General features: G+C 70.5%; 13 protein-coding genes. 12 read left to right on the top strand and 1 reads right to left on the bottom strand.

Translation table 11 applies throughout. From position 1 onward, the window contains the following. The first annotated feature begins 1 nt into the window (after position 1). The 12 genes from P8A18_RS07570 to P8A18_RS07515 all read left to right on the top strand — a co-directional run bounded on the left by P8A18_RS07570 (position 2) and on the right by P8A18_RS07515 (position 12,543). Complete coding sequence (locus tag P8A18_RS07570) at positions 2 to 1,408, top strand: UDP-N-acetylmuramoyl-tripeptide--D-alanyl-D-alanine ligase (RefSeq protein WP_306052916.1); 1,407 nt, start codon at positions 2 to 4, stop codon at positions 1,406 to 1,408. Beyond that, on the top strand, positions 1,405 to 2,475 hold the full coding sequence (mraY, locus tag P8A18_RS07565) for a phospho-N-acetylmuramoyl-pentapeptide-transferase (protein WP_018555525.1): 1,071 nt from the start codon (positions 1,405 to 1,407) through the stop codon (positions 2,473 to 2,475). The genes P8A18_RS07570 and mraY overlap by 4 nt, the downstream gene beginning before the upstream one ends. Continuing rightward, on the top strand, positions 2,472 to 3,899 hold the full coding sequence (murD, locus tag P8A18_RS07560; RefSeq protein ID WP_306060735.1) for a UDP-N-acetylmuramoyl-L-alanine--D-glutamate ligase: 1,428 nt from the start codon (positions 2,472 to 2,474) through the stop codon (positions 3,897 to 3,899). The genes mraY and murD overlap by 4 nt, the downstream gene beginning before the upstream one ends. Positions 3,900 to 4,008: 109 nt before the next feature. Continuing rightward, a complete protein-coding gene (gene ftsW / locus P8A18_RS07555) occupies positions 4,009 to 5,340 on the top strand; it encodes a putative lipid II flippase FtsW (protein ID WP_306052914.1) in 1,332 nt (443 codons plus the stop codon). A gap of 6 nt (positions 5,341 to 5,346) precedes the next feature. Then, positions 5,347 to 6,441: an undecaprenyldiphospho-muramoylpentapeptide beta-N-acetylglucosaminyltransferase gene (murG, locus tag P8A18_RS07550; RefSeq protein ID WP_306052913.1), complete on the top strand. Its 1,095-nt coding sequence runs from the start codon at positions 5,347 to 5,349 to the stop codon at positions 6,439 to 6,441. A gap of 51 nt (positions 6,442 to 6,492) precedes the next feature. Continuing rightward, positions 6,493 to 7,287 carry a cell division protein FtsQ/DivIB gene (locus P8A18_RS07545; protein WP_306052911.1) on the top strand — a complete coding sequence of 265 codons (795 nt, stop codon included), beginning with the start codon at positions 6,493 to 6,495 and terminating at the stop codon, positions 7,285 to 7,287. A gap of 276 nt (positions 7,288 to 7,563) precedes the next feature. Beyond that, complete coding sequence (ftsZ, locus tag P8A18_RS07540) at positions 7,564 to 8,784, top strand: cell division protein FtsZ (protein ID WP_306052909.1); 1,221 nt, start codon at positions 7,564 to 7,566, stop codon at positions 8,782 to 8,784. Then, the gene (pgeF, locus tag P8A18_RS07535; protein ID WP_371933646.1) at positions 8,781 to 9,539 is read left to right on the top strand and encodes a peptidoglycan editing factor PgeF; all 759 of its coding nucleotides are present in this window, start codon (positions 8,781 to 8,783) and stop codon (positions 9,537 to 9,539) included. Before ftsZ ends, pgeF begins: the two co-directional genes overlap by 4 nt. 6 nt (positions 9,540 to 9,545) lie before the next feature. Next, entirely contained in the window at positions 9,546 to 10,265 is a 720-nt protein-coding gene (locus tag P8A18_RS07530; protein WP_018555532.1) for a YggS family pyridoxal phosphate-dependent enzyme, read from the top strand. A gap of 127 nt (positions 10,266 to 10,392) precedes the next feature. Then, a complete protein-coding gene (locus tag P8A18_RS07525) occupies positions 10,393 to 10,998 on the top strand; it encodes a cell division protein SepF (protein ID WP_306052904.1) in 606 nt (201 codons plus the stop codon). Between the two features lie 71 nt (positions 10,999 to 11,069). Then, positions 11,070 to 11,354: a YggT family protein gene (locus P8A18_RS07520; protein WP_018518688.1), complete on the top strand. Its 285-nt coding sequence runs from the start codon at positions 11,070 to 11,072 to the stop codon at positions 11,352 to 11,354. A 49-nt stretch (positions 11,355 to 11,403) separates the two neighbouring features. Next, positions 11,404 to 12,543 carry a DivIVA domain-containing protein gene (locus tag P8A18_RS07515; RefSeq protein WP_306052899.1) on the top strand — a complete coding sequence of 380 codons (1,140 nt, stop codon included), beginning with the start codon at positions 11,404 to 11,406 and terminating at the stop codon, positions 12,541 to 12,543. Positions 12,544 to 12,842: 299 nt separating this feature from the next. Here P8A18_RS07515 and ileS read toward each other — a convergent pair whose 3' ends face one another. After that, positions 12,843 to 16,019 (bottom strand): isoleucine--tRNA ligase, encoded by a 3,177-nt coding sequence (gene ileS / locus P8A18_RS07510; protein WP_306052897.1) that lies wholly within the window; start codon positions 16,017 to 16,019, stop codon positions 12,843 to 12,845. Positions 16,020 to 16,396: the final 377 nt, after the last annotated feature.

Raw genomic sequence — 16,396 nt, 5'->3', positions numbered from 1 at the left:
AGTGATCGCCCTTTCCCTCGCCGAGATCGCCGCAATCGTCGGCGGGCAGACGCACGACATACCGGATCCGTCAGCAACCGTCAGCGGGCCGGTCGTCATCGACTCCCGCAAGGTGACCCCAGGCAGCCTTTTCGTCGCCTTCGCCGGCGAACGCGCCGACGGCCACGACTACGCCGGGCGCGCCGTCGAGGCGGGTGCGGCGCTCGTCCTGGCCACCCGCCCCGTCGGCGTCCCCGCGATCGTCGTGGACGACGTGGTGGCGGCCCTCGGGGCGCTCTCCCGCGCCGTCGTCGCCCGCCTCGGCACCACCGTCGTCGCCCTGACCGGCTCCGCGGGCAAGACCTCCACCAAGGACCTCATCGCGCAGCTCCTGGAGCGCAAGGGGCCCACCGTCTACCCCGAGGGCAACCTCAACAACGAGATCGGCCTGCCGCTCACCGCGCTGCGCGCCACCGACGAGACCCAGCACCTGGTCCTCGAAATGGGCGCCCGCTACATCGGCGACATCCGCTACCTCACCGGACTCGTCCCGCCGCGCGTCGGCCTCGTACTGAACGTCGGCAGCGCCCACATCGGCGAGTTCGGAGGCAAGGAGCAGATCGCCCAGGCCAAGGGCGAGATGGTCGAGTCGCTGCCCGAGGACGGCACCGCCGTGCTCAACGCCGACGACCCCCTCGTACGCGCCATGGCCTCCCGCACCAAGGCCCGTGTGCTCTTCTTCGGCGAAGCCGCGGATGCGGACGTACGGGGTGAGAACGTCCACCTCACCGACGACGGACGCCCCGCGTTCCGGCTCCACACACCCACCGGGTGCAGCGATGTGACCATGCGCCTGTACGGTGAGCACCACGTGTCGAACGCGCTCGCCGCGGCCGCCGTCGCCCATGAGCTGGGCCTGTCCGCAGACGAGATCGCCGAAGCGCTCTCCGAGGCGGGCACCCTCTCCCGCTGGCGCATGGAGGTCACCGAGCGTCCGGACGGCGTGACGTTCGTCAATGACGCCTACAACGCCAACCCCGAATCCATGAAGGCCGCGCTGCGCGCGCTGGCCGCCATGGGGAAGGGGCGTCGTACGTGGGCGGTGCTCGGCCTGATGGCCGAGCTCGGCGACGCCTCGCTCGCCGAGCACGACGCGGTCGGACGGCTCGCCGTCCGGCTCAACGTCAGCAAGCTCGTCGCGGTCGGGGGCAGAGAAGCCTCCTGGCTGCAACTGGGCGCATACAACGAGGGTTCGTGGGGTGAGGAGTCGGTGCACGTGTCCGACGCACAGGCTGCCGTCGACCTGTTGCGCAGGGAACTGCGCCCGGGAGACGTCGTGCTGGTGAAGGCGTCCCGGTCGGTAGGCCTGGAGCAGGTCGTAACGGCACTGCTGGAGAACGCGACCGAGGGCGAGGTCGCGGGCCGATGAGGCAGATCCTCTTCGCGGGAGCCATCGGGCTCTTCCTGACCCTGGTCGGCACTCCGCTGCTGATCAAGCTCCTGGCCCGCAAGGGATACGGGCAGTTCATCCGGGACGACGGGCCGCGCACCCACGGCTCGAAGAAGGGCACGCCCACGATGGGCGGCATCGCCTTCATCCTGGCGACGATCATCGCGTACGTCCTGGCGAAGGTGATCACCGGCGAGGACATGCGCTTCTCCGGCGTGCTGGTCCTCTTCCTGATGGCCGGTATGGGACTCGTCGGCTTCCTCGACGACTACATCAAGATCGTCAAGCAGCGCTCGCTCGGACTGCGGGCCAAGGCGAAGATGGCCGGCCAGCTGATAGTCGGGATCGCCTTCGCGGTGCTCTCGCTCCAGTTCGCCGACGCCCGGGGCAACACCCCGGCGTCCACCAAGCTCTCGTTCGTCGAGGACTTCGGCTGGTCCGTCGGCCCGGTGATCTTCGTCGTCTGGGCCCTGTTCATGATTCTCGCCATGTCCAACGGCGTGAACCTGACGGACGGTCTGGACGGCCTGGCCACCGGTGCGTCGGTGATGGTCTTCGGCGCGTACACCTTCATCGGGCTCTGGCAGTTCCAGGAGTCCTGCGCCAACGCCGCCACCCTCACCAATCCGAGCGCCTGTTTCGAAGTGCGAGATCCACTCGACCTCGCGGTCGTGGCCTCCGCGCTGATGGGTTCCTGCTTCGGCTTCCTGTGGTGGAACACCTCCCCGGCCAAGATCTTCATGGGCGACACCGGCTCGCTCGCCCTCGGCGGCGCGCTCGCGGGGCTCGCGATCTGCTCCCGCACCGAGTTCCTGATGGCGGTGCTCGGCGGCCTCTTCGTGATGATCACGATGTCCGTCGTCATCCAGGTCGGCTCGTTCAAGATGACCGGCAAGCGCGTCTTCCGCATGGCACCGCTCCAGCACCACTTCGAACTCAAGGGGTGGTCCGAAGTCCTTGTCGTGGTCCGCTTCTGGATCATCCAGGGCATGTGCGTGATCGTCGGACTCGGCCTCTTCTACGCAGGATGGGCAGCCAAGAAGTGAGCAACGCGGACTGGCAGGGCAAGCACGTCACGGTCGCCGGACTCGGAGTATCCGGAATCCCGGCGGCCCGCGTCCTGCACGGCCTCGGCGCCGTCGTCACCGTCGTCAACGACGGGGACGACGAGCGCTCGCGCGCCCAGGCCGCCGAGCTGGAGGCGCAGGGCATCACCGTGCGCCTCGGCGACGGGGACACCCTGCCCGAGTCCACCGAGCTGATCGTCACCGCCCCCGGCTGGAAGCCCGGCAAGCCGCTGTTCGCGGCGGCAGCCGAAGCGGGCGTCCCGGTCTGGGGCGATGTCGAACTCGCCTGGCGGCTGCGCGGGCGGGACGGCCGGGAGCCGGCACCCTGGCTCGCGGTCACCGGCACCAACGGCAAGACCACGACCGTACGGATGCTCGCCTCCATCCTGGAGGCCGCCGGGCTGCGCACCGCCGCCGTCGGCAACATCGGCGTCTCCCTCCTGGACGCCGTGGCGGGCGAGCAGACGTACGACGTACTCGCCGTCGAACTCTCCAGCTACCAGCTGCACTGGGCGCCCTCGCTGCGCGCCCACTCCGCAGCCGTGCTCAACCTGGCCCCCGACCACCTCGACTGGCACGGCTCCATGGAGGCGTACACCGCCGACAAGGGCCGGATCTACGAGGGCAACCAGGTGGCCTGCGTCTACAACGCCGCGGACCCCGCCACCGAGGACCTGGTGCGCGAGGCGGACGTCGAGGAGGGGTGCCGGGCCATCGGCTTCACCCTCGGTACGCCTGGGCCCTCCCAGCTCGGTGTCGTCGACGGCATCCTCGTCGACCGGGCCTTCGTGGCCAACCGGCAGAAGCAGGCCCAGGAGCTGGCCGAGGTGGCCGACGTCAACCCGCCGGCCCCGCACAACATCGCCAACGCCCTGGCCGCCGCCGCCCTGGCCCGCGCCTTCGGCGTCGAGCCCGCGGCCGTGCGCGACGGGCTGCGCGCCTTCCGCCCCGACCCGCACCGCATCGAGCACGTCGCCGACGTCGACGGGGTCGCGTACGTGGACGACTCCAAGGCGACCAACACGCACGCCGCCGAAGCCTCCCTCGCCGCCTACGACCCCATCGTCTGGATCGCCGGCGGCCTGGCCAAGGGCGCCACGTTCGACGAGCTGGTGACCGGCTGCGCCAAGCGCCTGCGGGGCGTCGTGCTGATGGGCGCCGACCGCGCCCTGATCCGCGAAGCCCTCGCGCGACACGCCCCCGAGGTCCCGGTGGTCGACCTCGACCGGACCGACACTGGGGCGATGTCCGAGGCGGTCCGCGAGGCGGCACGGCTCGCCCGGCCGGGAGACACCGTACTGATGGCCCCGGCCTGCGCCTCCATGGACATGTTCGTCAACTACAACAAGCGGGGCGAGGCCTTCGCGGACGCCGTCCGCGCACGCGCCGCCGAGAGCGCCTGACGGCCCGGCCGCCGCGCCGTACCGTCCCGGACCACCGGGGCGGTACGGCTGTGCCGGGGCGGGCCCCGGCACCGGAGCCCCGGGCACGAGCAGTGGAGGGGACAGGGACATGCCGGCCGAAGAGAGCGTGCGTGTACGGCCCGCCAAGGCGCGGCGCCCCGCGGCGGTGCGCGCCCGGAGCACGAGCAGCCCGCGCAGCCCCCGAGGCGGCGGCGCGCGGCGGCTGTACGAGCAGGCGCGCAGGGCCTGGGACCGCCCGCTGACGGCGTACTACGTGATCCTGGGCGCCGGACTCCTGATCACCGTGCTCGGCCTGGTGATGGTCTACTCCGCCTCGATGATCAAGGCCCTGGAACTCGGCAAGCCGGGCACCTACTTCTTCCGCAAGCAGTTCCTGGCCGCGGTGATCGGGGCCGGGCTGATGGCGCTCGCCGCCCGGATGCCGGTCAAGCTGCACCGGGCGCTGGCCTACCCGCTGCTCCTGGGAGCCGTCTTCCTGATGGTGCTGGTCCAGGTGCCGGGGATAGGGATGTCGGTCAACGGCAACCGCAACTGGCTCTACCTGGGCGGCCCCTTCCAGCTCCAGCCCAGCGAGTTCGGCAAACTGGCCCTCGTGCTGTGGGGGGCGGACCTGCTCGCCCGCAAACAGGACAAGCGGCTGCTGGCCCAGTGGAAGCACATGCTCGTGCCGCTGGTCCCGGTCGCCTTCATGCTGCTCGGGCTGATCATGCTCGGCGGCGACATGGGTACTGCGATCATTCTCACGGCCATCCTCTTCGGACTGCTCTGGCTGGCCGGTGCGCCGACCCGGATGTTCGCCGCAGTGCTCGCCACCGCCGGTCTCATCGGCTTCCTGCTGATCAAGACCAGCCCCAACCGCATGTCCCGGCTGGAGTGCATGGGAGCCAGCGAGCCCGGCCCCGGCGGCTCGTGCTGGCAGGCCGTGCACGGCATCTATGCTCTGGCGTCGGGCGGATGGTTCGGATCGGGGCTCGGTGCGAGTGTGGAAAAATGGGGTCAACTTCCTGAACCCCACACCGACTTCATCTTCGCCATCACCGGGGAGGAACTGGGGTTGGCGGGGACGCTGTCGGTACTCGCCCTCTTCGCGGCTCTAGGCTATGCGGGTATCCGCGTGGCGGGACGCACGGAGGACCCCTTCGTGAGGTACGCAGCGGGAGGTGTGACCACCTGGATCACGGCGCAGGCCGTGATCAACATCGGTGCGGTGCTCGGCCTGCTGCCGATCGCCGGTGTCCCGCTCCCGCTGTTCTCCTACGGGGGGTCGGCCCTGCTGCCGACCATGTTCGCCGTCGGGCTGATGATCGCGTTCGCGCGGGACGAGCCCGCCGCGAAGGCTGCCCTGGCCGTGCGGAGGCCCGGGGTGAGATGGAAGACGATGAGACGGCGCGTCAAGAAGCGTTCGTCCGGAGAGCGGTGAATTTCGGTGCATGTCGTACTCGCCGGCGGGGGGACCGCCGGCCACATCGAGCCCGCGCTTGCCCTCGCGGACGCCCTGCGCAGGCAGGACCCGAGCGTGGGGATCACCGCACTCGGCACGGAGCGGGGACTTGAGACCAGGCTCGTACCCGAGCGGGGGTACGAACTCGCCCTGATCCCGGCCGTACCGCTGCCGCGCAAGCCGACCCCCGAGCTCATCACCGTCCCGGGCCGGCTGCGCGGCACCATCAAGGCGGCCGAGCAGATTCTCGAACGCACCAGGGCCGACTGCGTGGTCGGCTTCGGCGGTTACGTCGCCCTGCCCGGCTACCTGGCCGCCAAACGCGCCGGCGTCCCGATCGTGGTCCACGAGGCCAACGCCCGCCCGGGGCTGGCCAACAAGATCGGGTCGCGGTACGCGCACGGCGTCGCCGTCTCCACGCCCGACAGCAAGCTGCGCGGCGCCCGCTACATCGGCATCCCGCTGCGCCGCACCATCGCCACCCTCGACCGGGCCCGGATGCGCCCCGAGGCGCGTGCCGCGTTCGGCCTCGACCCCAACCTGCCGACGCTGCTGGTCTCCGGCGGCTCGCAGGGCGCCCGCCACCTCAACGAGGTGGTCCAGCGGGTCGCTCCGCTGCTCCAGCGCTCCGGCATCCAGATCCTGCACGTGGTCGGCCCCAAGAACGAATTGCCGCGCGTGGACAACATGCCCGGGATGCCCCCCTACATCCCGGTACCGTACGTGGACCGGATGGACCTCGCGTACGCCGCGGCCGACATGATGCTCTGCCGCGCGGGCGCGATGACCGTCGCCGAACTCTCCGCCGTCGGGCTGCCCGCCGCCTACGTCCCGTTGCCCATCGGCAACGGCGAGCAGCGGCTGAACGCCCAGCCGGTGGTCAACGCCGGCGGCGGCCTGCTGGTGGACGACGCGGTGCTCACCCCCGAGTGGGTGCAGGGAACCGTCCTTCCGGTGCTGTCCGATCCGCACAGGTTGTATGAAATGTCCCGCGCCGCCGCGGAGTTCGGGCGCCGGGACGCCGACGATCTGCTGGTCGGCATGGTGTACGAGGCGATTGCCGCACGTCGTAACGCGTGAGGCGGGCGGGTCCGGGGGCGCAGGCCCCCGGACCCGGCATAAGGAGCGAGCGTGGCCGGACCGACGACCGCCCAGCGTGGTGCAGGGAAGCAGGAGGGCGCCCGGGACCGGCCGCCGGGCCCACGCCCGGAGGGGTCCCGCATTCCCCGGCGCAGGCTGCTGATCCTGATCGCCGCGGCCGTCCTCCTGCTCGGCTCGGGCGCCGTCTGGGCGCTCTACGGCTCCTCCTGGCTCCGGGTCGAACAGGTCAGGATCACCGGGGTGCGGGTGCTGACGCCGGCCGAGGTGGAGAACGCGGCGCGGGTGCCGATGGGCACCCCGCTCGTATCCGTGGACACCGGCGCGATCGAGAAAAGGTTGCGCCAGAAGTTGCCTCGTATCGACTCGGTGGATGTCGTACGGTCATGGCCGCACGGCATCGGACTTAAAGTGACCGAGCGAAAGCCGGTCCTGTTGGTGAAAAAGGGCGCAAAGTTCATTGAAGTGGACGCCGAAGGCGTGCGTTTCGCCACGGTGGACAAGGCTCCCGGGCACGTGCCTCTGCTGGAAACGGCCACCGGCCGGTCAGCGAGTCTGCGCCGTTTCGGGGCCGACCGGCTGGTGCGGGAAGCGGTCCGGGTCGCGGGCGACCTCCCGGGCGGCGTCGCGGAGGACACCCGGGTCGTACGGGTCGCCTCGTACGACGCCATCTCCCTGGAGCTCACCGGGGACCGCACGGTGAACTGGGGAAGTGGTGAACAGGGCGCGGTGAAGGCGAAAGTCCTCACCGCTCTCATGAAAGCCGCCCCCAAAGCGGGACACTTCGACGTGAGTGCACCCACCGCTCCCGCGGTGTCGGGTAGTTGACGCACATTTGGCCTGGCCAGCACCCTGGTTGGTCAGCGCTACGGGTGATCACATAGGGTGAAAAGAAAAACGGGAGGTTCGGCGTGTTCGTTGAACGGGCGCCACTTGTCGACTTAGTGTCCTGTTCGGAAGAGTCCATGAAGCAGACACACTGGTAACCCTAAACTTCAGCGTTAGGGTTTGGGTCGGCGTTCGGACCGTCCCAATCGGCATCCGTCGTCGCGGCGGGATCACCGCGAAGCGACGACACGTAACTCGAGGCGAGAGGCCTTCGACGTGGCAGCACCGCAGAACTACCTCGCAGTCATCAAGGTCATCGGTGTCGGCGGCGGTGGTGTCAATGCCATCAACCGAATGATCGAGGTCGGTCTCAAGGGCGTCGAGTTCATCGCGATCAACACGGATGCGCAAGCCCTGTTGATGAGCGACGCCGACGTCAAGCTCGACGTCGGCCGCGAACTCACCCGCGGCCTCGGCGCCGGGGCGAACCCGGCCGTCGGTCGTAAGGCGGCAGAGGACCACCGTGAGGAGATCGAGGAGGTCCTCAAGGGGGCCGACATGGTCTTCGTCACCGCAGGCGAAGGCGGCGGCACCGGTACCGGTGGCGCACCCGTCGTCGCGAACATCGCGCGCTCGCTCGGCGCCCTGACGATCGGTGTGGTCACCCGCCCGTTCACCTTCGAGGGCCGGCGTCGCGCGAACCAGGCGGAGGACGGCATCGCCGAACTCCGCGAAGAGGTCGACACCCTCATCGTCATTCCCAACGACCGTCTGCTGTCCATCTCGGACCGCCAGGTCAGCGTGCTCGACGCGTTCAAGTCGGCCGACCAGGTGCTGCTCTCGGGTGTCCAGGGCATCACCGACCTCATCACCACCCCGGGTCTGATCAACCTCGACTTCGCCGACGTCAAGTCGGTCATGTCCGAGGCCGGATCGGCGCTCATGGGCATCGGCTCGGCCCGCGGCGACGACCGCGCGGTGGCCGCCGCGGAGATGGCGATCTCCTCGCCGCTCCTGGAGGCGTCCATCGACGGCGCCCGCGGTGTCCTGCTCTCCATCTCCGGCGGCAGCGACCTCGGTCTCTTCGAGATCAACGAGGCCGCCCAGCTGGTGAGCGAGGCGGCGCACCCCGAGGCGAACATCATCTTCGGCGCGGTCATCGACGACGCGCTGGGCGACGAGGTGCGGGTCACCGTCATCGCGGCGGGCTTCGACGGCGGGCAGCCGCCGGCCCGGCGGGAGAACGTCCTCGGGGCGAACAGCGCCAAGCGCGAGGAGCCGGCCCCGACGCCGGTCCGGGCCGCCGAGCCCGTGCGCCAGTCGGGCGGACTGGGCTCCGTGCCCCCGCGCGAGGAGCCGCCGGTCCAGTCGGAGCCGGCGCCGGTCGCCCACGAGACGCACCTGCCGCCGGTCGTCGCGCCGCCGCACGTCCCGCCGGCCCGTCCCTACCAGGACTCCCAGGCCGAAGAGCTGGACGTACCGGACTTCTTGAAGTGATAGGTCCGCATGACGCAGTGAGCTCGAAGGTTTCTGTCTTTTCGCGGGGCGGCGCTCACTTCTCCTTCACCGACAGGTGGGGCGGGGTGAGCGCCGCTCCGTACGCGGAGCTCAACCTCGGCGGCGCGGTCGGCGACGACCCCGCCGCCGTTCTCGCCAACCGGGAGCGGGCCGCGCGCGCCCGGGGGCTCGATCCGGCGCGGGTCGTCTGGATGAACCAGGTCCACGGCCGCGATGTGGCCGTGGTCGACGAACCCTGGGGCGACACGCGGGAGATCCCCGCCGTGGACGCGGTGGTGACCGCGCGGCGCGGGCTCCCGCTCGCCGTTCTCACCGCCGACTGCACCCCCGTCCTGCTCGCCGACCCCGTCGCCGGTGTCGTCGCGGCGGCGCACGCGGGACGGCCGGGGCTGGTCGCCGGAGTCGTGCCGGCCGCGGTCGGGGCCATGGTCCGGCTCGGCGCGGAGGTCTCCCGGATCACCGCCCGTACCGGGCCCGCCGTCTGCGGGCGGTGCTACGAGGTGCCGGCCGCGATGCGGGACGAGGTCGCCGCGCGCGTGCCGGGCTCCCGGTCCGAGACCGGCTGGGGCACTCCGGCGGTGGACGTCACCGCCGGAGTCCACGCCCAGCTGGCGGAGCTCGGCGTCACCGACCGGCACAAGTCGCCCTTCTGCACCCTCGAATCGGGCGACCACTTCTCGTATCGACGCGACCGCACCACCGGGCGGCTCGCCGGATATGTCTGGCTGGACTGATAGGGCATGACGGAACGCAAGGAACAACTCGCAGCGAATCTGGCGCGGGTGGAGGAACGGATCGTTTCCGCCTGCGCCGCGGCCGGCCGCGCGCGGGAAGAGGTGACCCTCATCGTGGTCACCAAGACCTATCCCGCGAGTGATGTGCGGATTCTGCACGGACTCGGTGTGCGTCAGGTCGCGGAGAACCGCGACCAGGACGCCGCTCCCAAAGCCGCCGCCTGTACGGATCTGTCGCTCTCTTGGCACTTTGTCGGTCAATTGCAGACCAACAAGGTCCGTTCTGTGGCGAGTTATGCCGATGTTGTGCAGTCGGTGGACCGTACGAAGCTGGTGACCGCCCTCTCGGCCGCGGCCGGCCGCGGCGGTCGCGAACTCGGCTGCCTCATCCAGGTCGCGCTCGACGCGGAGAGCGGCGAGCGCGGGGCCCGCGGTGGCGTCGCACCCGACGGGATCGAGGAGTTGGCCGACGCGGTCGCGGCGGCGCCGGGCCTGCGGCTGGACGGTCTGATGACCGTCGCGCCGCTCGCCGGGCCGTACGCCGGACGGCAACGGGCCGCGTTCGACCGGCTGATGGAATTCTCATCCCGGCTGCGCGGGAACCATCCGGCTGCGAACATGGTCTCCGCAGGGATGAGTGCGGACCTGGAGGACGCCATCGCGGCCGGAGCGACACATGTGCGCGTCGGTACTGCGGTACTCGGAGTCCGCCCCGGGCTCGGGTAACGTCGCCAAGCAAGTCGGACCACAGCAGAAAATATGGTCATTACCGCCCATGGCGGTACAGGCCGGAGTGGATCGCGGGCACTTGGTGAACAGATGCCGATCCACCACAGAGCGGAGGACTCAGAGCATGGCCGGCGCGATGCGCAAGATGGCGGTCTACCTCGGCCTCGTGGAGGACGATGGGTACGACGGCCCGGGGTTCGACCCCGACGACGAATTCGAACCCGAGCCGGAGCCCGAGCGCGACCGGCGCCGGCACCAGCCCGCACATCAGGTGGAGCGCGACGAACCGGTCCGGGCGGTGCAGCCGCCGGCCCAGCGGGAGCCGGTCCAGATCCCGGCGGAGCGCGAGCGACCCGCCCGGATCGCACCCGTGGCATCCATCACACCTGAACGCCCGAACATGGAGAAGAACGCACCGGTGATCATGCCCAAGGTCGTGTCCGAGCGGGAGCCCTACCGGATCACCACGCTGCACCCCAGGACGTACAACGAGGCCCGTACCATCGGGGAACACTTCCGTGAGGGCACCCCCGTGATCATGAATCTCACGGAGATGGACGATACGGACGCAAAGCGACTTGTCGACTTTGCCGCGGGACTCGTCTTCGGTCTCCATGGCAGCATTGAGCGCGTGACACAGAAGGTGTTCCTGTTGTCGCCTGCTAACGTCGATGTCACGGCGGAGGACAAGGCCCGCATCGCAGAGGGCGGATTCTTCAACCAGAGCTGAGAACACGACACCGGGAACAACCCGGCCGCGAGGCCGGAGCTACGAGAGCCAGGGGAGAGGGAAGCGCGAGGATGGGCGTCGCACAAAGTGTTGTCTACATCGCGTTGATGTGTTTCCTCATCGTGCTGATCTTCCGGCTCGTCATGGACTACGTCTTCCAGTTCGCACGTTCATGGCAGCCGGGCAAGCCGATGGTGGTGGTCCTGGAGACCACTTACACGGTCACCGATCCACCGCTCAAGCTCCTGCGGCGGTTCATCCCGCCGCTGCGTCTCGGGGGCGTGGCACTCGACCTGTCCTTCTTCGTTCTGATGATCATCGTTTCCATCCTGATCAGCATCGTGACCAGGCTGTGAGCGATACGGTCTTGCCGACTGCCGACGACTACGTAGAGGTGAAGAAGAGATGCCGCTGACTCCCGAGGACGTGCGGAACAAGCAGTTCACGACGGTCCGCCTCCGAGAGGGCTACGACGAGGACGAGGTCGATGCCTTCCTCGACGAGGTCGAGTCGGAGCTGACCCGCCTGCTCCGTGAGAACGAGGACCTGCGCGCGAAGCTGGCCGCCGCCACGCGTGCCGCCGCGCAGAACCAGCAGCAGGGCATGCGCAAGCCGCCCGAGCAGCAGGACCGGCCGGGGGCCCCGGTGCCCGCCGCCATATCGGGCCCGCCGGTTCAGCAGCAGCCCCCGCAGATGGGTCCCCCCCAGCTGCCCGGTGGTGCTCCGCAGCTGCCGGCCGGTCCCAGCGGCCACGGCCCCCAGGGTCCGCACGGCCCCGGTCCGCAGGGCCCCCACGGCCCCGGCCCGATGCAGGGTGGTCCCATGGGCGGACCGATGGGCGGCCCCATGGGAGGTCACAACCCTCAGCAGCAGCAGATGCAGCAGCAGCAGCCGCCGCAGATGCAGCAGCAGCAGGGCCCTGGTGGCGACAGCGCCGCCCGTGTCCTGTCCCTCGCCCAGCAGACCGCCGACCAGGCGATCGCGGAGGCCCGTTCCGAGGCCAACAAGATCGTCGGCGAGGCCCGCAGCCGCGCCGAGGGCCTGGAGCGGGACGCCCGCGCCAAGGCGGACGCGCTGGAGCGGGACGCGCAGGAGAAGCACCGCGTGGCGATGGGCTCGCTGGAGTCGGCCCGCGCGACGCTGGAGCGCAAGGTCGAGGACCTGCGGGGCTTCGAGCGCGAGTACCGGACCCGTCTGAAGTCCTACCTGGAGAGCCAGCTGCGTCAGCTGGAGACCCAGGCCGACGACTCGCTGGCCCCGCCGCGGACCCCGGCGGCCGCTTCGCTGCCGCCGTCGCCCTCGCTGGCTCCGGCCGGTGCCGGTGCCATGGGACACACGATGGGCGGCAACCACGGCGGCCACGGCAGCCAGCCGATGGGCGGCAACCCGTCCATGGGCGGTGGCCCGTCCTACGGTGGCCAGCAGCAGATGTCCCCGGCGATGACGCAGCCGATGGCGCCGGTGCGGCCGCAGGCGCCGCAGCCGATGCAGCAGCAGGCGCCGTCGCCGATGCGGGGCTTTCTGATCGACGAGGACGACAACTGAGCGGGGCGCGCTCGTCGAGCGCGTAGCCGTCGGCAGGCTGAGGGCCGGGCCCCGGGGTTTCCCCGGGGCCCGGCCCTTTTGCGTGGCCGCTGCGCGGGGCTTGTTCCCCTACCCGCCCCTTCCCGAAACTGGGGCTCCGCCCCAGACCCCGCGCCTCAAACGCCGGCGAGGCTGGTTCTTCAGCCCCTCCGGCGATTGAGGAGCGGGGGCCCGGGGGCCCCGGTTCGGGAAGGGGCGGGTAGGGGAACAGCAAAGGGCCCGGCCGGAGCGTTCTCCGGCCGGGCCCCCTCGGGTTACGGCTACGCCTTGCGTAGGCGGAACGTCAGGGACAGGGGCTCGTCCTCGAACGGCGTGCCGTACGTGTCGTCCGCGCCGCCCTGTGCGTAGTCCACGGCCAGGACCTCGTCCGCGATCAGCGCCGCGTGCTCGGTCAGGGCCTCCGTCGTCGCGGGGGAGGCGGAGGTCCAGCGGACGGCGATGCGGTCCGCGACGTCCAGGCCGCTGTTCTTGCGGGCCTCCTGGATCAGGCGGATCGCGTCACGGGCCAGGCCCGCCCGGCGCAGCTCCGGGGTGATCTCCAGGTCCAGGGCGACCGTGGCGCCGGAGTCGGAGGCGACCGACCAGCCCTCGCGCGGGGTCTCCGTGATGATGACCTCGTCCGGGGCGAGGGTGATCCGCTCGCCGTCGACCTCGACCGTCGCCGTGCCCTCGCGCAGGGCCAGCGACAGCGCCGCCGCGTCCGCGTTCGCCACGGCCTTGGCCACCGCCTGGACGCCCTTGCCGAAGCGCTTGCCCAGCGCCCGGAAGTTCGCCTTGGCCGTGGTGTCGACCAGCGAGCCGCCCACCTCGGACAGGGAGGCCAGCGAGGAGACGTTCAGCTCCTCCGTGATCTGGGCGTGCAGCTCCGGGGAGAGGCGCTCGAAGCCCGAGGCCGCGACCAGCGCGCGGGAGAGCGGCTGGCGGGTCTTGACGCCCGACTCGGCACGCGTGGCCCGGCCCAGCTCCACCAGGCGGCGCACCAGCGCCATCTGCGTGGAGAGCGCGGGGTCGATCGCCGACAGGTCCGCCTTCGGCCAGGAGGACAGGTGGACCGACTCCGGGGCGTCCGGGGCGACCGGCACGACCAGGTCCTGCCAGACCCGCTCGGTGATGAACGGGGTCAGCGGGGCCATCAGCCGCGTCACCGTCTCGACGACCTCGTGGAGCGTGCGCAGCGCCGCCTTGTCGCCCTGCCAGAAGCGGCGGCGGGAGCGGCGCACGTACCAGTTGGACAGGTCGTCGACGAACGCGGACAGCAGCTTGCCGGCGCGCTGGGTGTCGTAGCCCTCCAGCGCCTGAGTGACCTGGTCCACCAGCGCGTTCAGCTCGCTGAGGAGCCAGCGGTCCAGGACCGTGCGGTCGGCCGGGGCCGGGTCGGCGGCCGAGGGGGCCCAGTTCGACGTACGGGCGTACAGCGCCTGGAAGGCGACCGTGTTCCAGTACGTGAGGAGGGTCTTGCGGACGACCTCCTGGATCGTGCCGTGGCCGACGCGGCGCGCCGCCCAGGGGGAGCCGCCGGCCGCCATGAACCAGCGGACCGCGTCGGCGCCGTGCTGGTCCATGAGCGGGATCGGCTGGAGGATGTTGCCCAGGTGCTTGGACATCTTCCGGCCGTCCTCGGCGAGGATGTGGCCCAGGCAGACCACGTTCTCGTAGGACGACTTGTCGAAGACCAGCGTGCCGACCGCCATCAGCGTGTAGAACCAGCCGCGCGTCTGGTCGATGGCCTCCGAGATGAACTGCGCCGGGTAGCGGCTCTCGAAGACCTCCTTGTTCTTGTACGGGTAGCCCCACTGCGCGAACGGCATCGAGCCCGAGTCGTACCAGGCGTCGATGACCTCGGGGACGCGGTACGCCTCCAGCTGGCAGCTCTCGTGCGAGCAGGTGAACGTGATCTCGTCGATGAACGGCCGGTGCGGGTCCAGGCCGGAGAGGTCGGTGCCGCTCAGCTCGCTCAGCTCGGCGCGCGAGCCCACGCAGGTGAGGTGGCCGTCCTCGCAGCGCCAGATCGGCAGCGGGGTGCCCCAGTAGCGGTTGCGGGACAGCGCCCAGTCGACGTTGTTGGTCAGCCAGTCGCCGAACCGGCCGTGCTTGACCGAGTCGGGGAACCAGTTGGTCTTCTCGTTCTCCTGGAGCAGCCGCTCCTTGACCGCCGTGGTGCGGATGTACCAGGACGGCTGCGCGTAGTACAGCAGCGCGGTGTGGCAGCGCCAGCAGTGCGGGTAGCTGTGCTCGTACGGGACGTGGCGGAAGAGCAGGCCGCGGTCCTTGAGGTCCTCGGTCAGTGCCTCGTCGGCCTTCTTGAAGAAGACCCCGCCGACCAGCGGCACGTCCTCCTCGAAGGTGCCGTCGGGGCGGACCGGGTTCACCACCGGCAGTCCGTACGCCTTGCAGACCTGGAGGTCGTCGGCGCCGAAGGCGGGGGACTGGTGGACCAGACCCGTACCGTCCTCGGTCGTCACGTACTCGGCGTTGACGATGAAGTGCGCCTCGGCCGGGCTGTGCCCATCGCTTCCCTCGCCTGCGCTCGGGAAGTCGACGAGGGCGAACGGGCGCTCGTAGGTCCAGCGCTCCATCTCGCGGCCCGTGAAGGTCCGGCCGGTGAGCTCCCAGCCCTCGCCGAGCGCCTTCTCGACCAGCGGCCGGGCGACGACGAGCTTCTCCTCGCCGTTCGTCGCGACGACGTAGGTGACGTCCGGGTGCGCGGCGACGGCGGTGTTGGAGACCAGGGTCCACGGGGTCGTCGTCCAGACCAGGAGCGCCGCCTCGCCGGCCAGCGGGCCGCTCGTCAGCGGGAAGCGCACGAAGACCGAGGGGTCGACGACCGTCTCGTAGCCCTGCGCCAGCTCGTGGTCGGACAGGCCGGTGCCGCAGCGCGGGCACCAGGGGGCGACGCGGTGGTCCTGGACCAGCAGGCCCTTGTTGAAGATCTCCTTCAGCGACCACCAGACGGACTCGACGTACTCGGGGTCCATCGTGCGGTACGCGTCGTCCAGGTCGACCCAGTAGCCCATGCGGGTCGTCAGCTCGGCGAAGGCGTCGGTGTGCCGGGTCACGGACTCGCGGCACTTGGCGTTGAACTCGGCGATGCCGTACGCCTCGATGTCCTTCTTGCCGTTGAAGCCCAGCTCCTTCTCGACCGCGAGCTCGACCGGCAGGCCGTGGCAGTCCCAGCCGGCCTTGCGGCCCACGTGGTAGCCCTGCATGGTCCGGAAGCGGGGGAAGACGTCCTTGAAGACGCGGGCCTCGATGTGGTGGGCACCCGGCATGCCGTTGGCGGTCGGCGGGCCTTCGTAGAACACCCACTCGGGGCGGCCGGCGGACTGGTCGAGGCTCTTGGTGAAGACCTTGCTCTCGCGCCAGAAGTCGAGCACGGCGTGCTCCAGCGCGGGCAGGTCGACCTGGGCGGGTACCTGGCGGTACTGCGGCGATGTCATGTGCGGGCTTCCTCCGGCGGACGTCTTCCACTTCCGTCGGAGGGACGAGAACCGACGCCGGTCCCCGCGGTACCACCCTCCTTGGCCCCGGGCGTGCGCCCCGGGCCCCCTCATTGGGGTGCGATGCCGGTTCTACTGGCTCCGGGGACCGTGGGCGGACCCACCTGTCCCGGGCTTTCTTCCGACGGCTCCGGGTGATCTTCACGACGCGCTCGCCCCCGGGCTTCCACCGTCCCCGGGTCGCTCCTGGCTGCGTACGACGCTACTCGTCCCATCCACGCCTCTCGCTGGCCCCAGTGTACGGGCCCCGGGGGCGGCGGCCGACCCGTTTACCGAGCGGCCCGCGCGTGACCCGAATGGCCAGACGGGACGTACCC

The organism is Streptomyces sp. Mut1, from assembly GCF_030719295.1.
In the GTDB taxonomy this organism is placed as follows: Bacteria; Actinomycetota; Actinomycetes; order Streptomycetales; family Streptomycetaceae; genus Streptomyces; species Streptomyces castrisilvae.
This window is presented reverse-complemented; position numbering and strand designations above follow the sequence as displayed.

What these genes read in the sequence shown, in the direction of transcription:
- P8A18_RS07525 (WP_306052904.1), top strand. Translation starts at nt 10,393, where the DNA reads ATGGCCGGCGCGATGCGCAAGATGGCGGTCTACCTCGGCCTCGTGGAG.
- P8A18_RS07530 (WP_018555532.1), top strand. Translation starts at nt 9,546, where the DNA reads ATGACGGAACGCAAGGAACAACTCGCAGCGAATCTGGCGCGGGTGGAG.
- P8A18_RS07520 (WP_018518688.1), top strand. Translation starts at nt 11,070, where the DNA reads ATGGGCGTCGCACAAAGTGTTGTCTACATCGCGTTGATGTGTTTCCTC.
- P8A18_RS07515 (WP_306052899.1), top strand. Translation starts at nt 11,404, where the DNA reads ATGCCGCTGACTCCCGAGGACGTGCGGAACAAGCAGTTCACGACGGTC.
- ftsW (WP_306052914.1), top strand. Translation starts at nt 4,009, where the DNA reads ATGCCGGCCGAAGAGAGCGTGCGTGTACGGCCCGCCAAGGCGCGGCGC.
- ileS (WP_306052897.1), bottom strand. Translation starts at nt 16,019, where the DNA reads ATGACATCGCCGCAGTACCGCCAGGTACCCGCCCAGGTCGACCTGCCC.
- mraY (WP_018555525.1), top strand. Translation starts at nt 1,405, where the DNA reads ATGAGGCAGATCCTCTTCGCGGGAGCCATCGGGCTCTTCCTGACCCTG.